The sequence below is a fragment of the Moheibacter lacus genome (assembly GCF_014042165.1).
In the GTDB taxonomy this organism is placed as follows: Bacteria; Bacteroidota; Bacteroidia; order Flavobacteriales; family Weeksellaceae; genus Moheibacter; species Moheibacter lacus.
Genome location: NZ_JACDZE010000001.1, coordinates 456871 through 481426, shown reverse-complemented (window position 1 = coordinate 481426; position 24556 = coordinate 456871). Strand labels below are relative to the sequence as shown.

Genomic DNA, 24556 nt, shown 5'->3' with positions numbered 1-24556 from the left:
AATTGAATCAAAATAAAAACCTCGAATTATTCAGTTCGAGGTTTTTTGATTTTATGGTCAATTTGAATTAGCGTTTCATGATTTTTTTGGTGATGGTTTCGCCATTTTTCAATTTGACGATTACCAAATAATTTCCTGCCGGATAAACTGAGAAATTGATCGTAGTATCTGTTTCTGTTTTTAATTTTTTTCCTTCCATGTTGAGGATGGTAACGGTTTCAATTTCTTTTTCAGATTGAATTTGCAAAACATCTTGAACCGGATTGGGGTAAAATTGAATTTTTGCCAAATCAGCATCGGATGTAGCTAGAATTCTATCAGAGTCAATTGGTCCTACCCAACCGCTGGAAAGATCATCACTACAAACCGATCTCACATAAAGTGAATAATACCAGTTTTCAGTCAAATCGGTCAATTGGTAACCGGTTTCACCATCGGTATCGCTCAGGAATAATTCTTGTGATGGAACGCCTCTTCTTCCATACATGATTTCCCATTCTGCAGCATCGCCATTTTCTGTCCAATTGGTTGTGATGGTATTGCCAATTTGTTCAGTGATCACAAAGTCCGTCGGATCTTTACAGATGATTTGACCGCTTTTACGATTTTGCAAATACATGGAAATCGGGAAATAGCCTTCTCCGCCTACAAAAACAGCATCGGGAACATCCAGTTTAAGGGTGTGGTTTCCAGCTGCTAAATTGCCCAAAACGACTTCTCTGTTTGGGATTTTATCACCGGGACACCAGTTGTTAAATTCCAACCATTGACGTGTGGTTTTGGGAACGGTTCCGTAGATTCCATTTCCTTGGGTGTTGAATTGTCGCCAAGGCTCGCAAGATTTTCCACCCGGAACATATTGATGGATCAATTCGTCATCCAAATACAAATAATGTTTTCTTCGTTCGTATTCTTCTCCTCCCGCATTGGCACCGTGATTGGAACTGATCAGATACAAAACGACATTTTCTTGTGGAGCATCCAGTGTGAAATTGATGATTTTGGTGGTTTCGCCCGGAACATCCGTTGCATTGTAATTATTTAGAATTTCATAATCCGAAAGCGGTAAAAGAAAATGAGGATTTGTGTAGGTTTCTGTAGGTTCGTCTACGTTAAAAACCAAAGTTCCTTCAAACACATCGATTCTTCCTGCGCAACCTGCAACCTGTGTTTGTGCAGCGTAGGGGACACCAAAAACTTCAAATTCTAACCAAAAATCAAATTCTGCATTTAAAGTTGCGTCGTTAAAAATTTCGGCAACATTGTCCAGCTTAAAATGATAAGGAACTTCCGTAGGATTGATATTCTTATTCATAAACGGCGTGATGATACGCGCGATTTCGATACGTTCAACGGCATCTGAATCGTATTCGGTTGCTCCCTGTGGAACCATTGCCAAAAAGATTTCGCCCAACCGATCATAATTGTCACAAAGCGCGCCGATGGTGACATCCAGTGATAGTGAACCTGCGGATAGGTTATTGACCATTTCGTCTGATAATTTGGTCGTGTATCGCGCATTATTGATACGGACGACTCCGTCCGGAACCGGTTCGTCAACTGTTGCGGCATATCCGTCGTAAAAAACGATTTGATCATAAATCGTATACGAAGTTTGGGAAAATGCAGAAATCCCCAAAAGTCCGACGATCGAAAATAAAATGTTTTTCATGTTTTAATTATTTGTGTATTAATTAGTTCAATTTAAATCTCAATCGACTCCCCGATGTTCAACAAAATCAAATTTTTTCCTTTTCCGGAAAAGAAATCTTGGGCCACTTGGTGATCGATTTTTATCGGTGGAAAGGTGTCAAAATGATATCCCAAAACTTTGTTGCACTGTACAAAATCGGAAGCGAAACAAGCGTCCTCAAATCCCATCGTAAAATGATCTCCAATCGGAAAAACGGCCAAATCCAATTGACCAATGGTTTCCGGAATCAACTTCATTTCGTATGTCAAAGAAGTGTCTCCCGCGATGTAAATCCGTTTTCCATCAGCTTCGATCACATATCCATTTGGATTTCCGCCATAAGTACCGTCCGGGAATGAACTCGAATGAAAAGCAATGGTCGATTTGATGCGCATGAAATCCGTTTCAAATTTTCCGCCGGTATTCATTCCTATAACCTTAAATCCTTTGTTTCCATAATAGTAGGACATTTCCGCATTGCAAATGATGGTTGCACCGGTTCGCTCAGCGATGGTTTCCACATCCAGAATATGGTCTTGATGCGCATGGGTGAGCAAAATATAATCGGCTTGTAAACTGTTGATATCAATGTGCTTAGCCAATTCGTTTCCTGAAATAAAAGGATCAACGATGATGTGTTTTCCACGGGTTTCGATTCCCAAACTGGCATGACCTAAAAAGGTGATTTTCATTTTTTTATAATTTTGTAAGTGGAGGAATTTCCATTTGATTGGATTGTAAGTAAATAAACCCCTTTTGATAAAAATTTCAAATCCAAATAATTGCTTTTTAGAGTATTTTGGTAAATACTTTTACCTGTTAAATCCTTTATTTGAATCAAATAGATTGAGTTATTTTGTGAATTTCTGTTGTCAGACCAATTGATGGTTTCGGAAAATGGGTTTGGAAATACAGTAAATGAATTTTCATTTGAATTAATTTCCTCAATCTCAAGGATGGAGTTATTTATATAATAGCCAACTATATCCGATTCATCTACAATAAATATATCATTCTTATTGTCATTGTTTATATCTAATGCTCCAACTGAACAATCAAGATATATTTCTTCAACATTAGCCTCTATTACCAATTTACTTCCAAAATTAGACCCTTGGTTGATATAGACAAAAACTTGTCTTGAATCATTTTGATTTTGGGAATCATTTGAACAGCCAATTAAATCGGGTAGATTATCATTATTTACATCTTCTAAATAAAGAGATTCAGCATTTTGATTTGTATCTATATTCGTCATTGAAAATGTACCACTCCCATTATTTTTATAATATTTTATAGGGGAAGGATCGTTATAATAATATTGATCAAATGTTATTATATCTAAATCACCATCATTATCAATATCTTTAATTATATAATCATCTAATAGGTGCGATACGGTTGTTAGATTCCGTCTGGTGAAAACACCATTTCCAGTGTTTTCAAACCAATCAATTCTCCAGCTTAGATCAGAACCAGCTACCAAATCAATTAATCCATCATTGTTTATATCAGCAGTTTTGAATTTATGATAAGCAAAATTTTGGTAATCCAAATTGATTTCAGTTGCATTTTCAAAACTTTCAAACCCTTGTCCATTTAAATTTCGAATCCAATAAATATGAGGACGATGGTTTGAATTTTCAATATACAAATACAAAAAATCTTTAAAACCATCCCCATCTATGTCCAATAGAATTGGGGATTCAATTTTATGCTGTAAAGTTGATTCATATATATTTACTAAAGAATAATTGTTACTTCCTTCATTTTTAAATATTTTTGCAATAGCTCTGCCTGAATAAGTTGCTATTATATCATTTAAACCATCGTTATTAAAATCTTCTGATAAATATTCCCATATATTTGAGTTTCCCATTTCTGCCACAGTTTCTTCCAATATTCTATAAGAACTTAAATTCCCATCTCCTTTATTTTCAAACCAAGCCATACCATAACCACCAAACACTCCTAAATCTTTTGTAGTATCATTATTAAAATCTTCGATTACAATTTTAGACAAACCCATAAAGAAATAATCAAGATATTCTTCTTCAAACTGATTATTTTCCACCGGATAAAAAACGGAAATTCTTTCCGGTGTTCTTAGATCCATATTACTATGACTGTAAAAGGATAATATAAAATCCGATTTGTTGTCATTGTTAAAATCATCCGCCAATAAACAAGTAGCACCATAAAAATTATCTCTAATTAAATTAAAATCCCCAAACGTACCACCTAAATTTTCAACCCAACCAAAAACAGCTCCTATACCGTATGTACTGTAGAAAATATCAGGATCGTCATCATTATCAATGTCTGTTATTTGGACATGACCTGGTTGGTTAATTCCAGTTAATAAATCGATTCTTTCAAATGATAATTCATTAGTATCTTCATCAATGGTGGTTCTAAAAAGGACAATTTTATCATCACCATCAGCAACAATAACATCCTTTAGTCCATCGTTGTTATAATCTGAAAATGAAAATCCTCTACCATTATTAACATAGCTACTAAAACTCATTGAATCTGATAATTGACCAGTTCCATCGTTAATTAAAACCGACAAACCCTCAGAATAATATCCTACAAAAACATCTAAATCGCCATCATTGTCAATATCAATCGTCTTAATTTCATTCACATATAACCAAAAATCAGAGACATGAATAGGGTCGGAAAAATTCCCATCACCCAAATTTATCATTTTATAAAGTCCATTTCCATCGTGAGCACCTGCCAAAATATCATTTAATCCATCTCCATCTATATCAGCTAAATGCAACATTCGAAAACGAGGAAAATCTTCAGGTAATGTTGCTATCTCAATTTCTTCTGAAAATGTATTACCATCTATATTTCTAAACCAAATTATTTCCTTTTCAAAATAGTGTGTGGTTAGAATATCGTTAAATCCATCTCCATCTATATCTCCCACACTGATGTCTTGTAAATATTCTAATTCTGCGATATGTTTTCTTTGATTGTAATTAAAATCACCATTTACATTTTCATACCAATAAATTCTTGTAGTATGCCATTCAGAAAAACAAACCGCATCGTTATCTCCGTCATTGTCAACATCAATTAGAATTACATAACGATCTTCAGGTAGTGTAAAACTGGAGTCATAAATATTCACTCTGTCTCCAAAATCAATTTGTGAAAAAAGGGAAGAATTAAATAATAGCAATAAAAAAAAGGATAAATTTTTTTTCATGATTTTAATAAATTGATTAGTAAGTTAAAACTGAGCCCAAAAGTAAAGAAAATGCCAACGTCATCAAAGCTACTTTTTTTAATTCTTTGTCCAAAAGTCTTGGTTCGTTTGTTTGAAAAAGGGTTTTTAGAAATAGAGATGCAGGAATCAAAAGAATCAAAAATGAAAATCGAAACCACTCTGTTTTCCCGATTTGGAACAAATAAATTACACTTAAAATAAAGGGAAGAAGAATTAGAGTAGATTGATAAATTTTTCCGTTTTGAAAACCCATTCTGAGCGGTAATGTCAGTTTTCCGGCTTTTCTATCGGTCTCGATGTCGCGTAAATTATTTAGATTCAAAACGGCTGTGCTTAATAGTCCAATCGCTGCCGCCGGAAGAAAAATGGAAGGATGAAAGGTTTCGTGCTGATACAAAGTATAACTTCCCCAGACCGAAATGATCCCAAAAAAAGCAAACACAAAAATATCGCCCATTCCGGCATATCCATAAGCGCTTTTTCCAACGGTATATCGGATCGCTGCCCAAACACAAGCAAACGTTAAAAAGATAAACAACAACGCCCAGAGAAAATTCTCTTTAAACGAAATGTAAATTAGTAGAAAAGCTGTTACAGCAGATAAGACACTAAATAAAATCACGGCATTTTTCATTTGCTTCGCCGAAATTTCTCCGGAAGCTACCGCTCGTTTTTCGCCGATTCTTTCCGCGTCTGTTCCTTTGATTCCGTCGCCGTAATCGTTGGCATAATTGGACAATACCTGTAAAAACAAAGTCGTCAAAAAAGCCAAACCAAATATCGCCCAGTTCCAATGTCCTTCCGACAAAGCGATCAATGAGCCCAAAATGATGCCGCTAATCGACAAAGGTAAAGTGCGCAATCTTGCTGCCGCAATCCATTTTTTCATATTTGAAATGTAAATTCTAATTAATTAAATGAGAAATTCAAAACTTTAAAGGATATGCTGTACATCTTGTCTACCCAAAATTGCCATAATTTCCACAACATCTTGATTGATTTTGAAATAAATACTGTCAACTCCACAAACACAGCGTCTATATCCTGGTTTAATGAAATCGACGGACTCAAAGGAAAAAGGACGTTCGGCAATCATTTCAAAACATGCAAATAAAGAATAATAATATTTATCAGCCTGCATCATTCCAAACTTTTGCATTCCATATTGATGAATTCGAATTAAGTCTTCCTTGGCTTCATTACTTAATCGATATTTATCCATTTAGTAATTGTTTGGATTGCGCCAAAATATCTTCTTTTGAATCTTCCGAAAATCCGCTCTTTTCCGCTTTTTCCAATTTGGCTCGTATCCAATCTACCTCAATTTGCTGTTTTCTCGCTTGTCTGATCAAATCGTTAACCAATTCACTTTTGCTCGAATATTCCTTATTTTCTACTTGTGTTTTTAACCATTCATCATTTGGTTTTGTAAACGAAATACTTTGTCGTGACATTTTTTCATGATTTGGTGTAAATGTACACCAAATAAGTATCGATAACAAGTATGGTTTTTGAATTTTTGTTCTAATTCTTCTTTATTCTAGTTTCACTTTCCGAATTGCTTTTATAGAAATCGCTATCACAATTACGGTAATGATCGTCATCGTTCCACCAAACAAAATCGCTGGAACCAATCCCATCAAACTCGCTGCCACACCACTTTCAAATGCGCCCAATTCGTTGGAACTGCTCACAAAAATACTGTTGACAGACGAAACCCGGCCTTTCAGGTTTTCAGGTGTTTTGTATTGTAAAATGCTTTGACGGATGATCATGGAAACGGCATCAAAAGCACCACCCAACATCAAAATGAAAAACGACAAATAAAAATTTCGCGACAATCCAAACACGATGATGCAAACCCCAAACATCGCCACACTTCCTAAGAGTTTTGGCCCTACTCTACTTTTCAATAATGGGAGTGAAGAAAGTCCAAATAACATCAAAAGGGATCCAATTCCATGCGCCGAACGCAACCATCCAAATTCTACCGAACCGGCATTCAGGACTTTTTCCGTCACGGCGGGCAATAAAGATTCGGCACCGCCAAAGAAAACCGCAAACATATCCAAACTCAAAACGGCTAAAATAATCGGCGTCGCCCAGATGAACTTCAATCCTTGTTTCATCCTTTCCCATGGCGTTTCTGTCGATTCTGCTTCTTCTTTTATCGCCGGTTTGGGTGTGATACGTAAAATCATCAGCATCGAAACGCACATGAATACAAAAGCGGTTCCCAGCGCAACTTCTACTCCAAATCCCGCAATTAACAATCCGCCAGCTAACGGACCCAAAACCGATCCGATCATAAAAGCCGAAGAACTCAGTGGAATCGCTTTTTCATAATTTTCTTTTCGGACGACCAATGCTAATAATGAAAAAACGGCAGGACCTGAAAAGGATCTCGTCAATCCCAAAATGAAGAAAACCAAATAACAAACACTCAAATAAAGCGGAATGCCGACTTGTTCTCTGATACTCGGGAAATTGACGATCAATAAAATAAACGAGGCAAACATATAGGTGATGATCGACCTTTTGATCACTTTCTTTTTGTCCAATTTATCGACCAATTGCCCAGCATAAATCGCGGTCAATAAAATCGGCGCAAATTCAAAAAGTCCGATTAATCCCAAATAAATTTCTTCTTTGGTCACCCTGAAAATTTCATAGGCAACAGAAGTGCTTTGGATGAACAAAGCAAAAATCAACGAAAACCGTAAAAAAATAAAGGATACGAATTCTTTGTTTTTCCAGACCGATGGGATTTGAGGATTATCTTCCATTGGAGTTTTGGATGTTAATTTTGATGCGAATTTAATTCGTTAAAGTGAGGTTTTATCCCAATGTTCAATAATTTTATTTAATCCTTTCATCAAACCTTCGTAAAAATTATTTTGTTTAAAATAAGGAATGATTTCTTCGTCGATTATTTTCTTTAAGAATTCATCCGAAAGAACTTTTCCTGCTCCATATCCGCTCGAAATTCGAATTTCTCTGCTTTTCATATTCAAGACTATAACCAAACCATTGTTCTTTTCGGCCGTTCCAACTCCCCAATAATTTCCCAAATCCGTAGCATAATCATTGATGTTGGTATAGGGTTGAATTTCATCAACGGTAACAATCACTATTTGGTTGGTGGTTCGTTTGGAATAATCTCTAAGAAATTTTTCCAATTCAGCTCGTTGGCCTTGGGTAAATGTATAGGTGAAATCGTTTACAAGTCCAATTGGTTTAGGAAGTAAGGATTCAGCATTTTCAATGGTATAAATTTTCTTCGTATTTTCATTCGAAGTAATTTTCGAACATTGTATAAAGGTAAATCCAACTAATAATATTGCAAAAATAAATTTCATAATAGGTTTACCTGAACCGATCAAAATCCCGTTTCCGTTTTTCGAGAAATGCATTTCGTCCTTCTTCGGCTTCATCAGTTCCATAAGCGAGTCGCGTTGCTTCGCCTGCAAAAACCTGTTGGCCGACGAGTCCATCGTCGATTAAATTGAAAGCAAATTTCAACATTTTGATGGCGGTTGGTGATTTGGTCAAAATTTCTTGTGCCCAATTAAAAGAAAATTCTTCCAATTCTTCATGTGGAACAACGGCATTTGCCATGCCCATATCAAAGGCTTCCTGGGCAGAATAATTCAACCCCAAAAAGAAAATTTCTCTTGCGCGTTTCTGTCCGACTTGTCTTGCCAAATAAGCCGACCCAAATCCGCCGTCAAAACTCGCCACATCGGCATCGGTTTGTTTAAAAATCGCATGTTCTTTGGATGCAATCGTCATGTCACAAACCACATGGAGCGAATGCCCACCTCCAACTGCCCAACCGTTTACGACTGCAATTACCACTTTGGTCGAGAAACGGATCAAACGCTGAACTTCAAGGATGTTCAATCTTCCGATTTTATCAGAACCTTCGTAACCAAATTTTCCGCGTACGCGTTGGTCTCCACCGGAACAGAACGCCCATCCGCCGTCTTTAGGAGATGGTCCTTCGCCGGTTAAGAGAATCACACCGATTTTTCGGTCTTCTTCCGCAATTGAGAATGCGTCGAGCAATTCAAAAACGGTTTTTGGACGAAAGGCATTTCGGACTTCCGGTCGGTTAAAGGCGATTCTGGCTACGCCGTCGCAATATTTAAAGGTAATGTCTTCGTATTCTTTTATTGTTTCCCAATTGATTTTACTCATTTCTAAAATTTGCCTAAAATTAAGGGTTGTTGGAATTTCAGCAAAATATAAGTTGCAGCTATCCGGATATTTAATTCATTAATTTTTCTGCAAATGCAATAATATCCCGTCAGAATCTGCAAAATAACAAACTTTATCGCCCCAATTTCTTTCTTCTAACGGGCTAATGAATTGTGCATAAATTTTTATGGCATTCTCAAATTCTAACTCCCTATTTTCAACATATAGATAAAGCTCACGTCTCGGAATGCCATTTCCCAAATCAGGATGAAATCTTTTGTAGGAAAGAAATTGAGCAATTCCTTTATTGGGCATCAGACCTAACTTGCAGTTCTCGGCAAGTTGGAATTCACTCATCCCGGAACATTCAAATCAGGTTTTTTTTTGGAATAATTTAGAATAAAAATCTATACTTTCTTGCTGAAAATCACATACTATGATTTCAATAACTGAATATGTTCATTTTGAATGGATTATTAATTAGAAATTTTTCTTTTCACCAATTTATAAATTTCAAACCACAAAACCGAAACTATGGCAATGATCACTGCGATTCCTAAGTCCTGAAAACTCAATCCGCTCACTTTAAAAAATGCTGCAACCGCCGGAAAATATAAGATGACGAAAAGCAATACAAGGGTTAAAACAATGACTACGAAAAAGAGGCGGTTCCGATTTTTGAAACTTTCAAATAAACTGTAATAAAAAGAACGATTGGTTAAACTCAATAAGATGTTGGCGAAAATCAATGTGGTAAAAACCATAGCTCTTGTTTGCTCTTCATTACTTCCTTTTTGCACCATCAACTGATAAGCAAACAATACACCGATTGTGATGATTAACCCCTGAAAAATGCTTATTCCTAATTCTTTCCAATTCAGGAAAGTGTCGGTCATTTTCCGCGGTTTGCGACGCATCGTGTTCTTTTCCATGGGTTCATTTTCATAAACAATAGAACAGGTGGGGCCCATAATCAGTTCCAGAAAAATAACATGCACCGGTGTAAAGATTTGTGGAAATACCCAACCTAAAAACAGGGGTATGGAAACTGTGAAAATAATCGGAATATGAATAGAAATGATGTACTGAACCGCCTTTTTGATGTTCGCATAAATTCTTCTTCCTGCAGCTATTCCGGTAATCAGTTTGCTTAAATCATCATCGATAATAACCAAAGAAGCGGCGGCTTTGGCAATCTCCGTTCCTTTGTTACCCATTGCCACGCCGATGTGTGCTGCTTTCAAGGCAGGTGCATCGTTTATGCCATCGCCCAGCATCGCGACCACTTCGCCATCCTGCTTCAAAGCGTTTACCACGGCCAATTTTGCTTCCGGAAACATCCTTGTAAACAACACTTTTTCCTGTGCTTTCTGCAATAATTCAGCTTCAGAATACTCCATGATTTCTTTTCCTTCTATGGTATTTTCAGCGTGTATAATTCCAGCCTGTGTGGCAATGCTTTTGGTAGTATCAGTATTATCTCCGGTGATGACTTTGACCTGAATGCCGGCATCATAAATCTGTTGGAATGTTTTTTGAATCTCCTTTTTCGGCGGATCATAAAACACGACTAAACCTAAAAATTCAAAAGAAAAATCCTGCTGCCTTTCGGGAAAATCCTGGCCTTTAAAATCAGATTTAGCCACACCCAACACCCGATAACCTTGTTTGCCGAAATCTTTGATGAATTTCCCAACTCTATTTTTTTCTTCCTCAGAAAGCGAAGAAACATTCAATATCGCTTCTGGTGCGCCTTTGGCTGCAATAATCCGGTTCTTTCCCGCATCTTCAAAAAGATGGGTCATCATCGGAGGCTTACCTTCCAAAGGATATTCGTGTATCATTTGGAAGTTTTGCCGTCTGTCGGCTTTTTGGGTTTGTTCATAAATTCGGTGCAGAGTCTTTTCCATCGGGTCATAGGGAACCGGCTCACTGCTCCACATTGCATAATTGATCAATTCGGAGAGCGCATCATTTCCAAAATCATTTTCATCAAAAGTTTGATCTAAACGAAAATCATACAAATGCTTCAGGTGCATAGTGTTTTCGGTAATGGTTCCGGTTTTATCGGTACAAATTACAGTCGTACTACCCAGAGTTTCCACAACGCTACTTCGTTTGATGACGATGCCTTTCTGCATCAGTTTCCAAGCACCCAAAGCCATAAAAGTGGTAAAGGCAACCGGGATTTCTTCGGGTAAAACAGACATCGCCAATGTCAATCCGTTGAGCAGGCTGTCCAGGAGATTTTGGGTTTGGTAATAATTGACCAAACAAACCAAAAGAAAAATAATGATGCCGATGATTGCCATCGTTTTTACAAACTTCCCGATCTGTACTTGTAAAGGCGAAACTTCTGTTTTAATTTCCGCTAACGAACTACCGATTTTCCCCAAACGGGTTGCTGCACCGATTTTTTCCACTTTGAAAACCGCTAATCCTGAGACGACAATAGTGCCGCTATAAACTTGATTGTCTTCGCTTTCATTGTTTTTAAAAACCGATAAACTTTCTCCCGTCAGAGAGGCTTCATTTAAGGAAAAATCATTGCTGTGCACAATGCTTCCATCGGCATTGATCATCTTTCCTTCTTCGGTAATACACAAATCCCCCACTACAATCTCGTGGGTGGGAATTTTTAGAACTTTACCATTTCGTATTACCGTACTCAATGGTTCGTTCAGTTTTTCCAATGCTTCCAATGCCTTTTTACTTCTGTTATCCTGATAAAAAGAAATAGCAGAAACGGCGACGATGGCAACAAACATAAATAAGGCTTCGCCATAATCGCCGATGATGACATAGATTACCGAAATGGCAATTAGCAAAATTAACATAGGTTCTTTCAGAATATCGACCAGCAATTCTAGCCAACCATTTTTTTGTGTTGTGTTTATGCGATTGTAACCGTATTGCTGTCGAGAAGCCACAACTTCGCTGTCGTTAAGACCCTTTAAAGATTCCGGAATTTTATAGGGCATGGGTAATTGGGTGTTTTTTTTTAAGATATTAAATCATTTAAGTCCGTCTGATAGGGAATTTGTCCAATCAATCAACATTTTTTTATCTGTATCAGAAAGCTTTGCGTCGCCATGAATGATGGTATAAGAGGGCAATGGCATTTCGTTTTCTTCAAGCGTTTCGCCTATTTCTTTTAATTTTTTTCTTTTTCTATCCAAAGTATAAGCATTGAATTCATCAAAATTCAGGTGTTTTTTTCCGTCAATAACATGACTGTTCAGCCAGAAAGCTATCGGTTGAACATTATTGTACCAGGGATATTTCGTGTTATTGGAATGACAGTCGTAACAACTGGTTTGTAAAATAGTTTGCACATTTTCCGGTACATTATAATGTAATTCGATTTCGTTGGCACTTGGTTCTGTGGAAATGTTTTTTTCCGGCCGGTAAAACTGGATAAGCAGAAAAATAACGAGAATTCCCAAAAATATCTTTTTTGAGACATTTGATTTTTTTATTTTAAGATTCATGATAGTTTTTTTTATAATTTTAACTTCATTATTTAATTATTTGATAATAAAACAATTAAAGTTTATGATATTGCTGAAAGCTACAATTCGGGATTGCATTCAACAAAGATTATTTCAAATAGGATTATGAAATTTTTGGCGGTTGCCAAATAGAGGAGTGAAAATTATAGGAATACCCGGAAAGGGTATAAAATAAAAGAGGTTTTTTTACTATTTGAGAAATTTTTTGTTCAGTGAGAAAATCGGGAATTGTTATTATAAAATTAGCGTTAGCACAATTAGAAGAAAAAGGTGTTTTAAACGGCAACTGCATATCTCTGTCATAATCCCCATCATGGGGAGAGCCGTGCATGTAATGGATATCCAAAAAATCAATAAAACTCAAATCCGGATTTAAAATTTTATGTTCCTGAAAATGCTGGAATACGATGGGAAGTTTCCATAATTCTCTTGCTTCTGTATAAGAAAACAGATAAATGGATAAGAAAAATATGGAGAGAATCCTTTTCATTTATACAAAGTTACGAAAAAGCAACATCTGAAAATTTGAATGCCATAATTTAAATTCTTTCAAAATACTAAGAGATTGCATTTGAAAATTCAATTAAACTAATCTTTTCAAATTTATTTAGTTGTTTCTAAATACTTAAAAAATTAATTCATTTGATTCAAATATTTTATACATTTAAGTTCTGCTAAAACATTGAAAATGACTACGAGAAGAAAATTTCTACAGCAAACCGCATTGGCGGGAGCCGGGCTTTTTGTGAGCGCACCTTCATTAGCCAACATTTTTTCTCCCAACTCCAATTTGCATGTGGTGATCATGGGAGCCGGATTGGCCGGACTTTCGGCGGCATACAAACTCAAACAAAAAGGATTTAAAGTGACCGTTTTGGAATCCCAAAAAAGAGTGGGAGGTCGGGTTTTTTCGCATAATATTCAGCCCGATTTGGTCATCGAACTCGGAGGCGAATGGGTTGGGAATTCGCATACGCGTTTGCAGGAATTATGCGGAGAGTTCAATTTGGAATTGGAAAACAATCAGTTTGACACCCATTTGATTTATAAAGATGAATATTTTCCCGCCGGAAAATGGAATTATTCGGAGAATTGGAATAAAAAGTTCGACCAAATAATAAAAGAGTATGAAAATTTTTCAGATGCCGATAAATTGGCATTGGATCAATACGATTGGTGGCGATTTCTGATCAACAAAGGTTGTGAAGGACGGGATTTGGACATTCGAGAATTGCTGGATAGTACAGATTTTGGGGAAAGCATCCGGCATGTGTCGGCTTTTGCAGCATTGGCCGAATACGCCGAAAGCAGTGAAAAAAACGAAATGGATCTGAAAATTAAAGGCGGAAATAAAATGCTGGCTGAAAAGTTGGCGGACGCTATAGGGAGAGAAAATATTTTGTTTGATCATAAAGTGAGCCGAGTCAAGCAGACCGATAAAGTTTCGGTTGTTTGTACAAATGGAAAGTCATTTACGGCCGATAAAGTCGTTTGTGCCTTGCCTACATTTGCGATGAGTAAAATCGATTGGCAGCCGGGACTACCGGAAAATAAAGCCAAAGCCATTCAGGAACTGCAATATGCCCGAATCAACAAACGGGCGATTTTGTTTAATGAACGGTTTTGGAAAGTCGAAAATTTTGATTTGATTACCGATGAAATGCCGCATTATTTTTACCATGCGACCAAAAACCAAAAGGCCAAAGAAGGGGTTTTGATTTCGTATACGATCGGCGAGAAAGCGGCTGTGGCAGCCAATCGAACTCATGATCGTTATCAAAAAGAATTGGAAACAACACTCTCACCTCATTTTGGGAAATTGGATCATTTGGTAAAAGATCAGTTGAATTATTATTGGGGCGCAGATGAGCGGACGATGGGCGCTTATGCTTTGTATGGAATTGGCCAATGGTTTACGGTCAAACCGATTCTTGCCGAACCATTTGAGCACATTCATTTTGCGGGTGAGCACATTGCAGATTGGCAAGGATTTATGGAAGGTGCGATCAATACGGGTGAGGATGCCGCAGATGCAATTGGATAAAAAAAAGCCCTGAAATTCAGGGCTTTATATTTTAGATTTCAATTGAAGTTTTTAACTAAACATTTCTTTCACACGGTCAAAGAATGATTTTTCATTTTTCCCGGGATGCGGTGAAAAATGTTCATCGTCTTTCATATTATCAAAAAAGGCTTCTTGTTCTTTGCTCAATTTTTCAGGCGTCCAAACATTGATATGTACAAATAAATCTCCGTTTCCGTAGCTGTTCAGACTTGGAAGACCTTGACCTTTCAGACGCAAGACTTTTCCGGATTGGGTTCCTTTTTCTACTTTGATTCGGACTTTATTGTTGACCGTTGGGATTTCTTTTGAAGCGCCAAGGATGGCTTCCGGAATGGAAATGTACAAATCATAATGCAAATTATTTCCATCGCGTTTGAGTTCGTTGTGTACTTCTTCATCAATCACAACCAACAAATCGCCCGGAATTCCATCGAAAGGAGCATCATTTCCTTTTCCAGAAACCTGGAGTTGGATGCCTTCGCGTACACCGGCTGGGATTTTGATTTCGACGGTTTCTTCGATTTTATTTAATCCTTGGTTGTTGGCTCCTGCCGGAATCTTATCGGCTACTTTCCCGATTCCCTGACAGCTTCCACATGGAACGGTGGTTTGCATTTGGCCAAGGAAAGTGTTGGTGACCTTGGTTTGGTATCCAGACCCATTACAAGTCGGACAAGTTTTAAAGGTAACACCTTCTGCTTGTTTGAATCTTTTGACTTTGACTTTTTTGGTGGTACCGTTCATCATTTCTTCCAAATTCAGTTTCACGCGGATGCGTAAATCCGAACCTTTCATACGACGAGGTCCACGTTGCTGTTGTCCAAACCCACCGCCAAAATGACCGCCAAAAATATCGCCGAACTGGGAGAATATGTCTTCCATATTCATTCCGCCACCGCCGAATCCGCCACCGAATCCTCCGCCCGCAGCTCCTCCCAAACCTGCATGACCGTATTGGTCATATCGGGCCTTTTTATTGGGGTCGCTCAGGACTTCGTAAGCTTCTGCTGCTTCTTTGAATTTTTCCTCAGCTACTTTGTCATCCGGATTTTTATCGGGATGAAATTTCAAAGCCATTTTCCGATAGGCTTTTTTGATTTCTTCTGCAGAAGCGGATTTGGAAACTTCCAATATTTCGTAATAATCTCTTTTTGACATGTTTTTTCTTTATGTATAAAGTATCCTTGTATAATGTAAAATGTTGAAGAACTTTATATTCTTGTTTGCATTGTTCATTATCAATTATTGCCCGATAACCACTTTGGCAAATCGGATGACTTTGTCGTTTAGGGCGTAGCCGGTTTCGATCACATCTACCACTTTTCCTTTTAAATCTTCCGTTGGAGCAGGAATTTGGGTGATGGCTTCCATAGTGTCCGTGTCAAAATCGTGTCCGGACTGAATTTCCAAAGCTTTTAATCCTTTTCCTCTTAAGGTTTCGATTAGTTTGTTTTGAATCAATTGAACTCCTTTAAGAACCTCTTGGTCTTCCTTTTTTTCCAATTCTTTGATCGCTCTGTCAAAGTCATCTAAAACCGGTAATAAGGCCGTAATCACTTCAGCATTAGCAGTTTTAAAGATGTCAAATCTTTCTTTGGTTGTGCGTTTTTTGTAATTGTCAAATTCGGCAAACAAACGTAAATATTGGTCTTTTTCTTTTTGGATTTCAGCTTTTAATGCTTCCAATTCCGACATTTCCACTTCCAAATCATCCTGAACTTCATTCACTTGATTTTGGATTTCTTCATTGATTTCGTTCGGTATGTTATTTTCTGACATTTTTCTAATTTTCGATTTGATTTTCAAAAACATTGCCAATGCAAATTAAATGACAAGATGGCAGGGTGGTTTGGTCCCATTTGAAAAACACACGCCAAAATGATCAATTCACCTATTTGAATTCACTTTGGACGTTGTCCAAATCTATCAAGATTTAACTACGGAGTTCGATATAAAACCATTAAAATTTAAAATAAGCTCTAAACCGGTTGTGCATTTTGAATTAAAATTCGATTCTCGATACATTTTTCTTCATTTCATTTTGAAAAACACTCGAATTGACGAATTTTACTTGAATTGATGTTAATCAGTTTCCTATCATGAACTTCGGATTGATTTAGCATCAATTCCTTGTATTCACCTCGCCATATCCCATCAAAAGATCATAGCGAACGCCCCAAGGTCGGTAATAAAAAAGGGCTTGATACAGATTTTCGGTTTGCCAGAAACTACCGTTGATGGTCGAATAGCTGACTTCGTTTGTGCTTTGGTCATAAACGGCATATTGGTAATTGTAATAACCTTGTTTGAGCAAAACGGAAAGTTCCCAAAAGTTGTTTTCCATTTTTTTCAGACGGTATTCCGGCGTCAATTGCCAATCGTTAAATGCGCCCACGATGTACAATTCTTTTGTGCCGCCTGCGTCATCAAATTCGTCCAGAGCAAAATGTACCCAAGTATAATCCGCTTGTGAATTGGATAAATTTTGATCATTCAATCGGACATTTCGGATATAAAAAGCGCCGTTTACATCCGGTTCATCAAAATAACCCAAATTCCATTTTTGAAAATCGGTTCTGATGACCGTATGGTACAAACTATCTTGTCTGAAAACACGTTCTGTGCTCATCGCCGGAACTTCCAGTGTTTTGGTGTCAAACCAAAGGTATTCGCTATTGCCTTCAAACAAATGATTTTGATCGCGATAAGTCAACTGACTATTTTGGACAAATGAAGGACGTTTGATCCTCAAATGATCTTCCCAATTGCCGTTTTTCATAATAAAAAGCGTCGCACCGTCCGGTGTTTCGGTCAAATTTACTTGACCACTACTGGCGATCACGTTCAGCCTTTGGTTCAAATTCCCTGTTCCGATACCTCTTTCAGCTTGAATCCCGACCGTCACTCTCTGATCATCATATAGTGCAAATCTTCGGGTGAAGATCGGGTTATTTTCATCTTTTGTATAAACTTTGATTACATAATTTCCGGGCAGTTTCGGTCGAGTATTTTGGTTGGGGATTTGTAGACGATAATGGGTGTAATTCTGATAGGTATTGAACGAATTCCGGTAATCGCGGATGTAATCAGAGGAATATCCGTCAAGGAATTCGGACTGGAAAATGCCGGAAGGTGTCCAGTCTGCGTTATAATGTTCGATTTTATAGTTGTATTCATGAAAACCGGCATTGAGATCATCAAAGGAAAGGATGAAATATTCGCCACTTATTCTTGCGACAGGTGTTTGGTCGTTGGTTTGTGGGTTAAAAAGTTGGACGGTTTTGATGTGATCCGGCGGATTGACTTCTGTGTAGGTTTGAGCTAAACAAAAGTTCGAAATACAAATGGCGAATAGAAAAATGCTTGATTTCATATTTTCAAATGTAGAAAATTGATTTGAATTTAAAAACAAAAGGCAGTTTCTGATCAAAACTGCCTTTTCACTTAATTATTGTTTTTTCTATTTTTTTATCAATTTATAGGAAACCAAACCTTTCTCAGTTTGGATTTTCAAGATATACATTCCTTTTGGTAATTGTGAAATGTTTTGCGAAGATTGATTGGAATTCAATTTTGAAACTTGAATCAATCGTCCAGCTACATCGTAGATTTCAACTGAATTAATTTTGTATTCAGATGAAATATTGAATTGAGTGGTTGCTGGGTTCGGGAAAATCGAAACGGTGTTCAATTCGACTTCTTCTGTATTCATGATTTCAAATGTCGTTACGGCTTCGTTAGTCGTAATCGGATAATTGTAATCAAAATAAATATCGGCATAGCTCATTACAGAATCTCCAATCTGCAATGATTCCAACGATTTGATGGAGAATAAAATATCACCTTCTTCATTTGGACCTAAATCTATTTCTTCAAAGAAAAATTCAGCTGTATTGTCCACTACTCTTGCTTGAACTTCATGCGAAGTATTTAATAACTGGAAACTGGAAACTTCATAATCCTCAGGATTAATAGGCATCGCCACAACTATTCTTTCAGCAGGGAAATTTCCTGTATTCTCAAAACGGATACGGTAATGCAATTCTTCACCGATCATTTCCGGCGCAACGGACTCACCCTGCAAACATGTTATATCGTTAGGGTCAAAAGAGCCAACGACTTCTTGATTTAACTCAAAAGAATTATCATCTGGATTTTCATCATTTCCAGTATTGATTTGAGCAGTAAACGATAAAATATCGCCAATATTTACCGGAGGATTGTCAGTTGGTGCATTGACTTCAAAACTCAATTCGATCGTTCTAATTTCAAAAGGGTTTAGGTTTGAAAAATTGTAATTTAATAATCCCGAAGATTGGTTGTCAGGTGTAACTGTACTATTCAGAAAATCCAATTTATCATCATCGTATTCCAAATTTATGGTTCCAGAAACGGTTTGATTTCCTTTATTTCGGTACACCAAACGGTAGGATGCTTCAAATCCTGGGCGAGCGGGTTCAAGTGGTGAGAAAAGTATCTCTACATCTGGGTGGTTTCCGTTGGGTGAAATACAGAAATTTTGGGTTTGAGTACTTCCATCCAAAAGAGGAAAATTCAAACTTGCATTTGCTGGAGAAATGATAAAATAATCTGGATTTTCTATGATTTCAGGAGTGAGTGTAAAATTGCCTTCAGGTACATAAAAAGTATATTCTCCTTCATTATTTGCAAGAGTATGTCCGGTTTCGGTTCCATCCGAGATGTTTAATTTTATATTTTCAATACTTATATCACAAGTTCCGTCAATATTTAAATCATATTTAACATATCCGAGAATCGTATTATTAACTCCGCCGGGAGGATAGCTACAGTAAGTTGAAATTACTACTCCTTCTGGCAATTGACTTAAGTCAAAACCCTCTTTATCAGCATCATCTATACATATGTAACAATTTTCAGGAATTGCATTTTGAATATTATAAAGTGAAACCGCATTATTTCCATTTTTTATATTCAAATTTTGAATAGGATTTTCAAAAAAAGACAAATCTTGGCCTAAAAGACAACTTGAAAGATCCAAATTAGAGATATTATTTGAATCACAATATAATAAATTGAGATTGACATTATTTGTCAAATCTAAATCTGAGATATTATTATTGCTACATGACAAAAAGTTTAAATTAATATTCTCTGTTAAATCCAATCCTGAAATATTATTATAATCACATCCAAGAGTTTTTAAATTGACATTTTCTATTAAATCCAATTCTGATAAATTATTTGATCCACAAACCAAAGTTTCCAATTCTATCAGATTAGTTACAACAATGCTATTTAGATTATTAAAATTACAATTGAAATATTTAAGATTGTGTAAATCACCTAAGTCTATATTAGTCAAATCATTACTTTCACAATTTAAATACTCTAAAACATTCAAATTTGATAAATCAACTGAACTCAATCCATTATTAAACAAATCTAAATGTTTCAAATTTGAAAGATTTGAGAGGTCAAGAGAATCAAAGAAGTTAGATGATAAATCTAAATATTCTAAGTTATGTAGGTTAGCAAAATTAATGTGTTGAAAAGAATTACTACTTAAATCCAAATAATTTAAGGTTCCAGAATTTGAAAAAACCACACTAGATAAATGATTATTTACACTTTCAAAATGTTCAAGATTTGTAAGTGCAAAAAGGTTTATTGAAGATAAGTCGTTTTCAGTACAATTAAGTATTCTTAAATTTATTAAATTACTTAAATCTACTTCTGAAATATTTTGTTCACTAAAATCAAGAAAAACTAAATTTGAAAATGAATTAATTCCTTCAATATTAGTTATACTAAATGTAAAACTCACATCTAAATAATATACATTTAAAGCTTCGTTAACTTGTATTTCATTATCTCCATTCACATCAATAGTAATATTATTCCCATTAACATCTTTAGCAATATTATTTGAAGGACTTGCCTCCAACAACTTCGCCTTAAAATTCGGATCTGGAATATTAACGATTTGCGCCTGAAGTGTAAGAAAGAACAAAAGAAATAGAAGAGAATAGATTTTTTTCATGGGTAAATTCTAGATGAGCAAAAATAAACATTTTTACAATTTGAAATGTTAAAGTCACCCTCTCACATCCTGAATTTCAGCGACTTTATCAAAAACCGATTTAGCGAAAGGACAGAGCGGGATGATTTTCAGGTTGTTGGATCGGGCAAAATCTACCGCTTCCATCACCATTTTTTTTCCGACACCTTGACCATTGAACTTTTCATCGACTTCTGTATGGTCAATGATAAATTTATCATTTCCGGCCCAAGAATAGGTCATAAGTCCGGCTTGAACACCATTTTCCATCGCTTGAAAAAAGCCTTTGTTCCCGTTGTTGATTCGTTGAATGTCCATAAATTCTTATTGAAATCATAAAATTAGGGAATTCGTCGACAAATTTGGACAGTTTGTCTATATATTTCTAAAAGATTGTTTTTTAGGCACATAAATTGAAATTCAGTTAACAACTAAATTATTCAACAAATTAAAATCATTAGAAATGAAAAAATCCATCACACTAACTGCATTGACATTGGTCATCGCCGTTTCAGCCCAAGAGAAAACAGAAAAAGAGGATCGACCAAAACCACCACGTGATAAAATGGAAATGTTTGAAAATTTGAATCTGACTGAAAAACAGAAAGTTGAAATCCAAACAATGTTTGAAGAAAACAAAGAAGATCGTCAAGCTATGCGAAATGAAAAAGGCAATTCTTTAAAATCTGAAACTGGAAAAAGAGCATTGACCGATGAAGAGAAAAAAGAATTCAAAGCAAAAAAAGATGCGCATCGTCAAGAAATGGACGCTAAACTAAAAACGATTTTGACAGCTGATCAGTACAAACAATTTACCATTGAACGTGAAAAACGACACGAAGAAATGGAAAAAAGAAAGAAAATTAGCCGAGACAAAAAATAAGAACTAATATTTAAAGCCCTGACAGTCAGGGTTTTTTTTATGTCAAAATATTCTATGCCATTTTATGTTGATTTAGCTATAATTCTGAATCGATATTGATTTCTCCCATCAACAATCTATGGATGGGACATTTGGAAGCGATTTCATGTAGCCTTTTTTTCTGCTCTTCATCCAGATTTCCGCTTAAATAAATCTTTTTGGAGAACTGAGTTGTATCGGTTTTTTCAATTTTTTTAAAATCAACTTCTACCACAGCCTCTTCTAGCTCCCAACCTTTTCGATCTGCATACATTTTAATTGTGGCAGCAGAACAGGCTGCCAAAGAGCTAGAGAGTAATTCCCCAGGATCTGGACCCAAATCTTTTCCTCCCAAACTCATGGGTTCATCTGTCACAAAACTATGGGTGTCGGTTTCGATAACCGTTCTATATTTTTCTTTTCCAATTTTTGCCTTTACTGTATGCATTGATCTAATTAATTCAAAGATTTCTTGAAATTTTTTATTTTTTCTTGAAGCGATTTAGCCAAATCTTCATTGGTAATTTCCCCTTTTTCCACATCAAAATTCTCATCAAATTGCGGTAAAGAAAAAGTTTCCCTAATGTCGGCACCAAAACCCGGAAAATGTTTTTTTGCATGTTCCATCACATTTCCGCCACCGTATTTTCCGGTGGAAGTCGTCATCAAAAACATGGGTTTTCCTTGCCAAACTTTTACTTCAATTCGCGAAGCCCAATCATAAATATTTTTAAATGCTGCAGCATAAATCCGGTTATGTTCTGCCAAAGAGCAGATGATCACATCGCATTCTTCTATGTTTTTTAAGAATTTTTTAGCAGCTTCAGGAAAGCCTTTTTTTTCTTTGTCTACAGAAAAAATGGGCATTTCGTAGTCATTTAAATCTATGAGATTGATTTCGTCGCTTTCGAAATTTTTCAAAACATATTTTACCAATTGTCGGTTTCTGGACGTGGAAGAGGTGCTTCCTGCAAAGGCAAGTATTTTCATCATTTAGAAGTATTTAGTTTTTTATAAAGATTAGAATATCAATTAATTAGGTTTATTTGGAGCTCAAAATGAAATTCAATTCTCCGGAAGCATTTTTCAAAATCAATGATCCGTTTTTTTCTTCATAAGTCAATTTTCCTTTCATCGCCGGATAAAACAAATGCGAAATATCGGCTTTTAAACAAGCTCTTTTTGTGGATGCCAACTCCCCAATTTGAATTTCTGAAGCAGTCAATTCTAGGACTTTTCCGGAGTATTGATTGCAGCCATCACTACCGGAAACCACTAATTGATTGAAATCGATTTCCATGGTCGGCATTTCAATTTTTTCATCAAAAGTTTCGCCATTTATCTTTGATATCGCCCATTTTCCTTTCAACTTCAAACGTGGGTCTGGGAACGCCTGAACATCTTTCACAAAAGTATATTGGATGGAAGAAGCGTCTGCTGGAACCGTTGATGGGTCTAACTTCTCTTCAGTCATTTCAATTTGTTTTAAAACGCCTTCCTCAAAGGAGAAACCATCAATCGGTGCATAGAAATACTCCCAATTCCCTTCTTTATAATCCAAATTTTTATTCACCAAATAAACCATCGATTTTCCTGCACCGGCTGAAGCTACCACTTTATAACCGCTCACCCAAATCTTAGTGGAATTGGAATTCAATTTTGAATTGGAACATGCCGATAAAAATACGAGTAGAAAAGCGATGGAAAATAGGTTTGCAAATTTTTTCATTGTTTATTTTTTAGAACATTTGGCAAGAACTATTCCTAGATTGAGCCAATTCAATTTTTATTTAATTTAATTTTTTAGCAGGAAAAGGAACAAATTCTTCCTCATCTCCCGGAACTTTTGGAAAAGCATCCAAATTTTGTTCTCGCCAATTTTTCTTTGCTGCTTCCAGAATTTCCTTGTCTGAATTCACGAAATTCCAAAACATCAATCGTTCTTCTTCAAAAGGTTCTCCACCAAACAAATACAGAGTCGTTTCTCCATTGGTTTCAAATTCGCAAAGCGAAGCATTTTTTGCAATCAACAATTGTTTGGAGCCGTAATCATTTCCTTCAATTTTTACCGTTCCGTCCAAAACATACATCCCAACTTCTCCAAATAATTTATGACCAATATTAACTTTCTGTGCTTCTTTCGTTTTAATCTCCAAAAAATAAAGTGGACTATGCACTGGAACCGGCGATTTTTTATCGGTCAATTCGCCTGCGATCAATTTGAATTGAATTCCATTTTCCTCCCAAACCGGAATTTGATCTTTATCGATATGAAAAAAACTCGGATCGCTTTGTTCCAATGCTTTTGGAAGCCCAATCCAAATTTGAAATCCATGTAAAAATTGAGGTGAATTTCGCAGATAATCCGGCGTTCTTTCCGAATGTACGACACCTTTTCCTGCAGTCATCCAATTCACTTCACCCGGTTTGATCTCCACAGCATTTCCCATCGAATCCCGATGAAAAATAGAGCCTTCAAAAAGATAGGTCAAAGTGGAAAGCCCGATGTGTGGGTGGGGCGGAACATCAAAATTCTGGTATTCTTTCAAACAAGTCGGTCCCATGTGATCGATGAAAACAAACGGACCTACGGCTCTTTTTTCTTTAAATGGCAATAATCTTCCGACCAAAAAATTGCCGATGTCTGCCGCTTTTTCTTCTAAAATTAAACCTACGTTGGATTGCATTTTTTAATTTTTAATTACAATTTTTGTTGTGATGTTTTTACGATTGACGTTAGATTTTGAACAACTGGACAACAGGTGCTCGTTTGCAACGAGCATCTTGCCTCCACAGCGTTTGTAACGCAGTTTTTAAAACTGTTGTTTCCTTTCAGGTCTTCATGAGTATTGATAATAAAATGTTAAATGCTTTCTCACAAATTTAATCATTCAGAAT

The 24556-nt window shown here is 36.2% G+C and carries 24 protein-coding genes; 2 read left to right on the top strand and 22 right to left on the bottom strand.

The window, feature by feature from the left end:
* Positions 1-67 precede the first annotated feature (67 nt).
* The 13 genes from HU137_RS02330 to HU137_RS02270 form a co-directional block, all read right to left on the bottom strand.
* Positions 68-1672, bottom strand: a complete 1605-nt coding sequence (locus HU137_RS02330) for a peptide-N-glycosidase F-related protein (RefSeq protein ID WP_182042196.1) — start codon at positions 1670-1672, stop codon at positions 68-70.
* Between the two features lie 32 nt (positions 1673-1704).
* Complete coding sequence (locus HU137_RS02325; RefSeq protein ID WP_182042195.1) at positions 1705-2385, bottom strand: metal-dependent hydrolase; 681 nt, start codon at positions 2383-2385, stop codon at positions 1705-1707.
* Positions 2382-4919: a T9SS type A sorting domain-containing protein gene (locus tag HU137_RS02320; RefSeq protein WP_182042194.1), complete on the bottom strand. Its 2538-nt coding sequence runs from the start codon at positions 4917-4919 to the stop codon at positions 2382-2384. Before HU137_RS02320 ends, HU137_RS02325 begins: the two co-directional genes overlap by 4 nt.
* Positions 4920-4935: 16 nt before the next feature.
* Positions 4936-5829, bottom strand: coding sequence for a 1,4-dihydroxy-2-naphthoate octaprenyltransferase (gene menA / locus HU137_RS02315; protein WP_182042193.1), 894 nt, complete (start codon positions 5827-5829; stop codon positions 4936-4938).
* A gap of 45 nt (positions 5830-5874) precedes the next feature.
* Positions 5875-6162, bottom strand: a complete 288-nt coding sequence (locus HU137_RS02310; RefSeq protein WP_182042192.1) for a type II toxin-antitoxin system RelE/ParE family toxin — start codon at positions 6160-6162, stop codon at positions 5875-5877.
* Positions 6155-6394, bottom strand: a complete 240-nt coding sequence (locus tag HU137_RS02305) for a ribbon-helix-helix domain-containing protein (RefSeq protein ID WP_182042191.1) — start codon at positions 6392-6394, stop codon at positions 6155-6157. The genes HU137_RS02310 and HU137_RS02305 overlap by 8 nt, the downstream gene beginning before the upstream one ends.
* Before the next feature lie 81 nt (positions 6395-6475).
* On the bottom strand, positions 6476-7726 hold the full coding sequence (locus HU137_RS02300; RefSeq protein ID WP_182042190.1) for an MFS transporter: 1251 nt from the start codon (positions 7724-7726) through the stop codon (positions 6476-6478).
* Positions 7727-7765: 39 nt separating this feature from the next.
* Positions 7766-8299, bottom strand: coding sequence for a TPM domain-containing protein (locus tag HU137_RS02295; RefSeq protein ID WP_182042189.1), 534 nt, complete (start codon positions 8297-8299; stop codon positions 7766-7768).
* Positions 8300-8306: 7 nt separating this feature from the next.
* Positions 8307-9140, bottom strand: a complete 834-nt coding sequence (locus tag HU137_RS02290; RefSeq protein WP_182042188.1) for a 1,4-dihydroxy-2-naphthoyl-CoA synthase — start codon at positions 9138-9140, stop codon at positions 8307-8309.
* Positions 9141-9218: 78 nt separating this feature from the next.
* A complete protein-coding gene (locus HU137_RS02285) occupies positions 9219-9497 on the bottom strand; it encodes a VOC family protein (RefSeq protein ID WP_220457169.1) in 279 nt (92 codons plus the stop codon).
* Positions 9498-9616: 119 nt separating this feature from the next.
* Positions 9617-12121 carry a cation-translocating P-type ATPase gene (locus HU137_RS02280; protein ID WP_182042187.1) on the bottom strand — a complete coding sequence of 835 codons (2505 nt, stop codon included), beginning with the start codon at positions 12119-12121 and terminating at the stop codon, positions 9617-9619.
* Between the two features lie 33 nt (positions 12122-12154).
* The gene (locus tag HU137_RS02275) at positions 12155-12631 is read right to left on the bottom strand and encodes a heme-binding domain-containing protein (RefSeq protein WP_182042186.1); all 477 of its coding nucleotides are present in this window, start codon (positions 12629-12631) and stop codon (positions 12155-12157) included.
* Between the two features lie 124 nt (positions 12632-12755).
* Entirely contained in the window at positions 12756-13142 is a 387-nt protein-coding gene (locus tag HU137_RS02270; protein ID WP_182042185.1) for a hypothetical protein, read from the bottom strand.
* A 198-nt stretch (positions 13143-13340) separates the two neighbouring features.
* On the opposite strand from HU137_RS02270, the gene HU137_RS02265 reads away from it, so the two are divergent.
* Entirely contained in the window at positions 13341-14696 is a 1356-nt protein-coding gene (locus HU137_RS02265; RefSeq protein WP_182042184.1) for a flavin monoamine oxidase family protein, read from the top strand.
* 51 nt (positions 14697-14747) lie between these two features.
* On the opposite strand, the gene dnaJ is transcribed toward HU137_RS02265, so the two are convergent.
* The 5 genes from dnaJ to HU137_RS02240 form a co-directional block, all read right to left on the bottom strand.
* On the bottom strand, positions 14748-15875 hold the full coding sequence (gene dnaJ / locus HU137_RS02260) for a molecular chaperone DnaJ (protein WP_182042183.1): 1128 nt from the start codon (positions 15873-15875) through the stop codon (positions 14748-14750).
* Positions 15876-15959: 84 nt separating this feature from the next.
* Positions 15960-16496 carry a nucleotide exchange factor GrpE gene (locus HU137_RS02255; protein ID WP_246361468.1) on the bottom strand — a complete coding sequence of 179 codons (537 nt, stop codon included), beginning with the start codon at positions 16494-16496 and terminating at the stop codon, positions 15960-15962.
* A 343-nt stretch (positions 16497-16839) separates the two neighbouring features.
* Positions 16840-18090: a type IX secretion system plug protein gene (locus HU137_RS02250; protein ID WP_182042181.1), complete on the bottom strand. Its 1251-nt coding sequence runs from the start codon at positions 18088-18090 to the stop codon at positions 16840-16842.
* An 87-nt stretch (positions 18091-18177) separates the two neighbouring features.
* The gene (locus HU137_RS02245; protein WP_182042180.1) at positions 18178-20739 is read right to left on the bottom strand and encodes a DUF7619 domain-containing protein; all 2562 of its coding nucleotides are present in this window, start codon (positions 20737-20739) and stop codon (positions 18178-18180) included.
* A gap of 54 nt (positions 20740-20793) precedes the next feature.
* The gene (locus HU137_RS02240; RefSeq protein WP_182042179.1) at positions 20794-21075 is read right to left on the bottom strand and encodes a GNAT family N-acetyltransferase; all 282 of its coding nucleotides are present in this window, start codon (positions 21073-21075) and stop codon (positions 20794-20796) included.
* A gap of 145 nt (positions 21076-21220) precedes the next feature.
* On the opposite strand from HU137_RS02240, the gene HU137_RS02235 reads away from it, so the two are divergent.
* Positions 21221-21640: a hypothetical protein gene (locus HU137_RS02235; protein WP_182042178.1), complete on the top strand. Its 420-nt coding sequence runs from the start codon at positions 21221-21223 to the stop codon at positions 21638-21640.
* A 76-nt stretch (positions 21641-21716) separates the two neighbouring features.
* On the opposite strand, the gene HU137_RS02230 is transcribed toward HU137_RS02235, so the two are convergent.
* The 4 genes from HU137_RS02230 to HU137_RS02215 all read right to left on the bottom strand — a co-directional run bounded on the left by HU137_RS02230 (position 21717) and on the right by HU137_RS02215 (position 24345).
* Complete coding sequence (locus tag HU137_RS02230) at positions 21717-22106, bottom strand: OsmC family protein (RefSeq protein ID WP_182042177.1); 390 nt, start codon at positions 22104-22106, stop codon at positions 21717-21719.
* An 8-nt stretch (positions 22107-22114) separates the two neighbouring features.
* Entirely contained in the window at positions 22115-22648 is a 534-nt protein-coding gene (locus HU137_RS02225; RefSeq protein ID WP_182043294.1) for an NADPH-dependent FMN reductase, read from the bottom strand.
* 52 nt (positions 22649-22700) lie between these two features.
* Entirely contained in the window at positions 22701-23387 is a 687-nt protein-coding gene (locus HU137_RS02220) for an META domain-containing protein (protein WP_182042176.1), read from the bottom strand.
* A 61-nt stretch (positions 23388-23448) separates the two neighbouring features.
* Positions 23449-24345 (bottom strand): pirin family protein, encoded by an 897-nt coding sequence (locus tag HU137_RS02215; protein WP_182042175.1) that lies wholly within the window; start codon positions 24343-24345, stop codon positions 23449-23451.
* Positions 24346-24556: the final 211 nt, after the last annotated feature.

What these genes read in the sequence shown, in the direction of transcription:
- menA (WP_182042193.1), bottom strand. Translation starts at nt 5,829, where the DNA reads ATGAAAAAATGGATTGCGGCAGCAAGATTGCGCACTTTACCTTTGTCG.
- HU137_RS02265 (WP_182042184.1), top strand. Translation starts at nt 13,341, where the DNA reads ATGACTACGAGAAGAAAATTTCTACAGCAAACCGCATTGGCGGGAGCC.
- HU137_RS02275 (WP_182042186.1), bottom strand. Translation starts at nt 12,631, where the DNA reads ATGAATCTTAAAATAAAAAAATCAAATGTCTCAAAAAAGATATTTTTG.
- HU137_RS02325 (WP_182042195.1), bottom strand. Translation starts at nt 2,385, where the DNA reads ATGAAAATCACCTTTTTAGGTCATGCCAGTTTGGGAATCGAAACCCGT.
- HU137_RS02215 (WP_182042175.1), bottom strand. Translation starts at nt 24,345, where the DNA reads ATGCAATCCAACGTAGGTTTAATTTTAGAAGAAAAAGCGGCAGACATC.
- HU137_RS02310 (WP_182042192.1), bottom strand. Translation starts at nt 6,162, where the DNA reads ATGGATAAATATCGATTAAGTAATGAAGCCAAGGAAGACTTAATTCGA.
- HU137_RS02235 (WP_182042178.1), top strand. Translation starts at nt 21,221, where the DNA reads ATGAAAAAATCCATCACACTAACTGCATTGACATTGGTCATCGCCGTT.
- HU137_RS02305 (WP_182042191.1), bottom strand. Translation starts at nt 6,394, where the DNA reads ATGTCACGACAAAGTATTTCGTTTACAAAACCAAATGATGAATGGTTA.
- HU137_RS02295 (WP_182042189.1), bottom strand. Translation starts at nt 8,299, where the DNA reads ATGAAATTTATTTTTGCAATATTATTAGTTGGATTTACCTTTATACAA.
- HU137_RS02270 (WP_182042185.1), bottom strand. Translation starts at nt 13,142, where the DNA reads ATGAAAAGGATTCTCTCCATATTTTTCTTATCCATTTATCTGTTTTCT.
- HU137_RS02290 (WP_182042188.1), bottom strand. Translation starts at nt 9,140, where the DNA reads ATGAGTAAAATCAATTGGGAAACAATAAAAGAATACGAAGACATTACC.
- HU137_RS02280 (WP_182042187.1), bottom strand. Translation starts at nt 12,121, where the DNA reads ATGCCCTATAAAATTCCGGAATCTTTAAAGGGTCTTAACGACAGCGAA.
- HU137_RS02300 (WP_182042190.1), bottom strand. Translation starts at nt 7,726, where the DNA reads ATGGAAGATAATCCTCAAATCCCATCGGTCTGGAAAAACAAAGAATTC.
- HU137_RS02285 (WP_220457169.1), bottom strand. Translation starts at nt 9,497, where the DNA reads ATGAGTGAATTCCAACTTGCCGAGAACTGCAAGTTAGGTCTGATGCCC.
- HU137_RS02225 (WP_182043294.1), bottom strand. Translation starts at nt 22,648, where the DNA reads ATGAAAATACTTGCCTTTGCAGGAAGCACCTCTTCCACGTCCAGAAAC.
- HU137_RS02330 (WP_182042196.1), bottom strand. Translation starts at nt 1,672, where the DNA reads ATGAAAAACATTTTATTTTCGATCGTCGGACTTTTGGGGATTTCTGCA.
- HU137_RS02250 (WP_182042181.1), bottom strand. Translation starts at nt 18,090, where the DNA reads ATGAAATCAAGCATTTTTCTATTCGCCATTTGTATTTCGAACTTTTGT.
- dnaJ (WP_182042183.1), bottom strand. Translation starts at nt 15,875, where the DNA reads ATGTCAAAAAGAGATTATTACGAAATATTGGAAGTTTCCAAATCCGCT.
- HU137_RS02230 (WP_182042177.1), bottom strand. Translation starts at nt 22,106, where the DNA reads ATGCATACAGTAAAGGCAAAAATTGGAAAAGAAAAATATAGAACGGTT.
- HU137_RS02220 (WP_182042176.1), bottom strand. Translation starts at nt 23,387, where the DNA reads ATGAAAAAATTTGCAAACCTATTTTCCATCGCTTTTCTACTCGTATTT.
- HU137_RS02255 (WP_246361468.1), bottom strand. Translation starts at nt 16,496, where the DNA reads ATGTCAGAAAATAACATACCGAACGAAATCAATGAAGAAATCCAAAAT.
- HU137_RS02240 (WP_182042179.1), bottom strand. Translation starts at nt 21,075, where the DNA reads ATGGACATTCAACGAATCAACAACGGGAACAAAGGCTTTTTTCAAGCG.
- HU137_RS02320 (WP_182042194.1), bottom strand. Translation starts at nt 4,919, where the DNA reads ATGAAAAAAAATTTATCCTTTTTTTTATTGCTATTATTTAATTCTTCC.
- HU137_RS02245 (WP_182042180.1), bottom strand. Translation starts at nt 20,739, where the DNA reads ATGAAAAAAATCTATTCTCTTCTATTTCTTTTGTTCTTTCTTACACTT.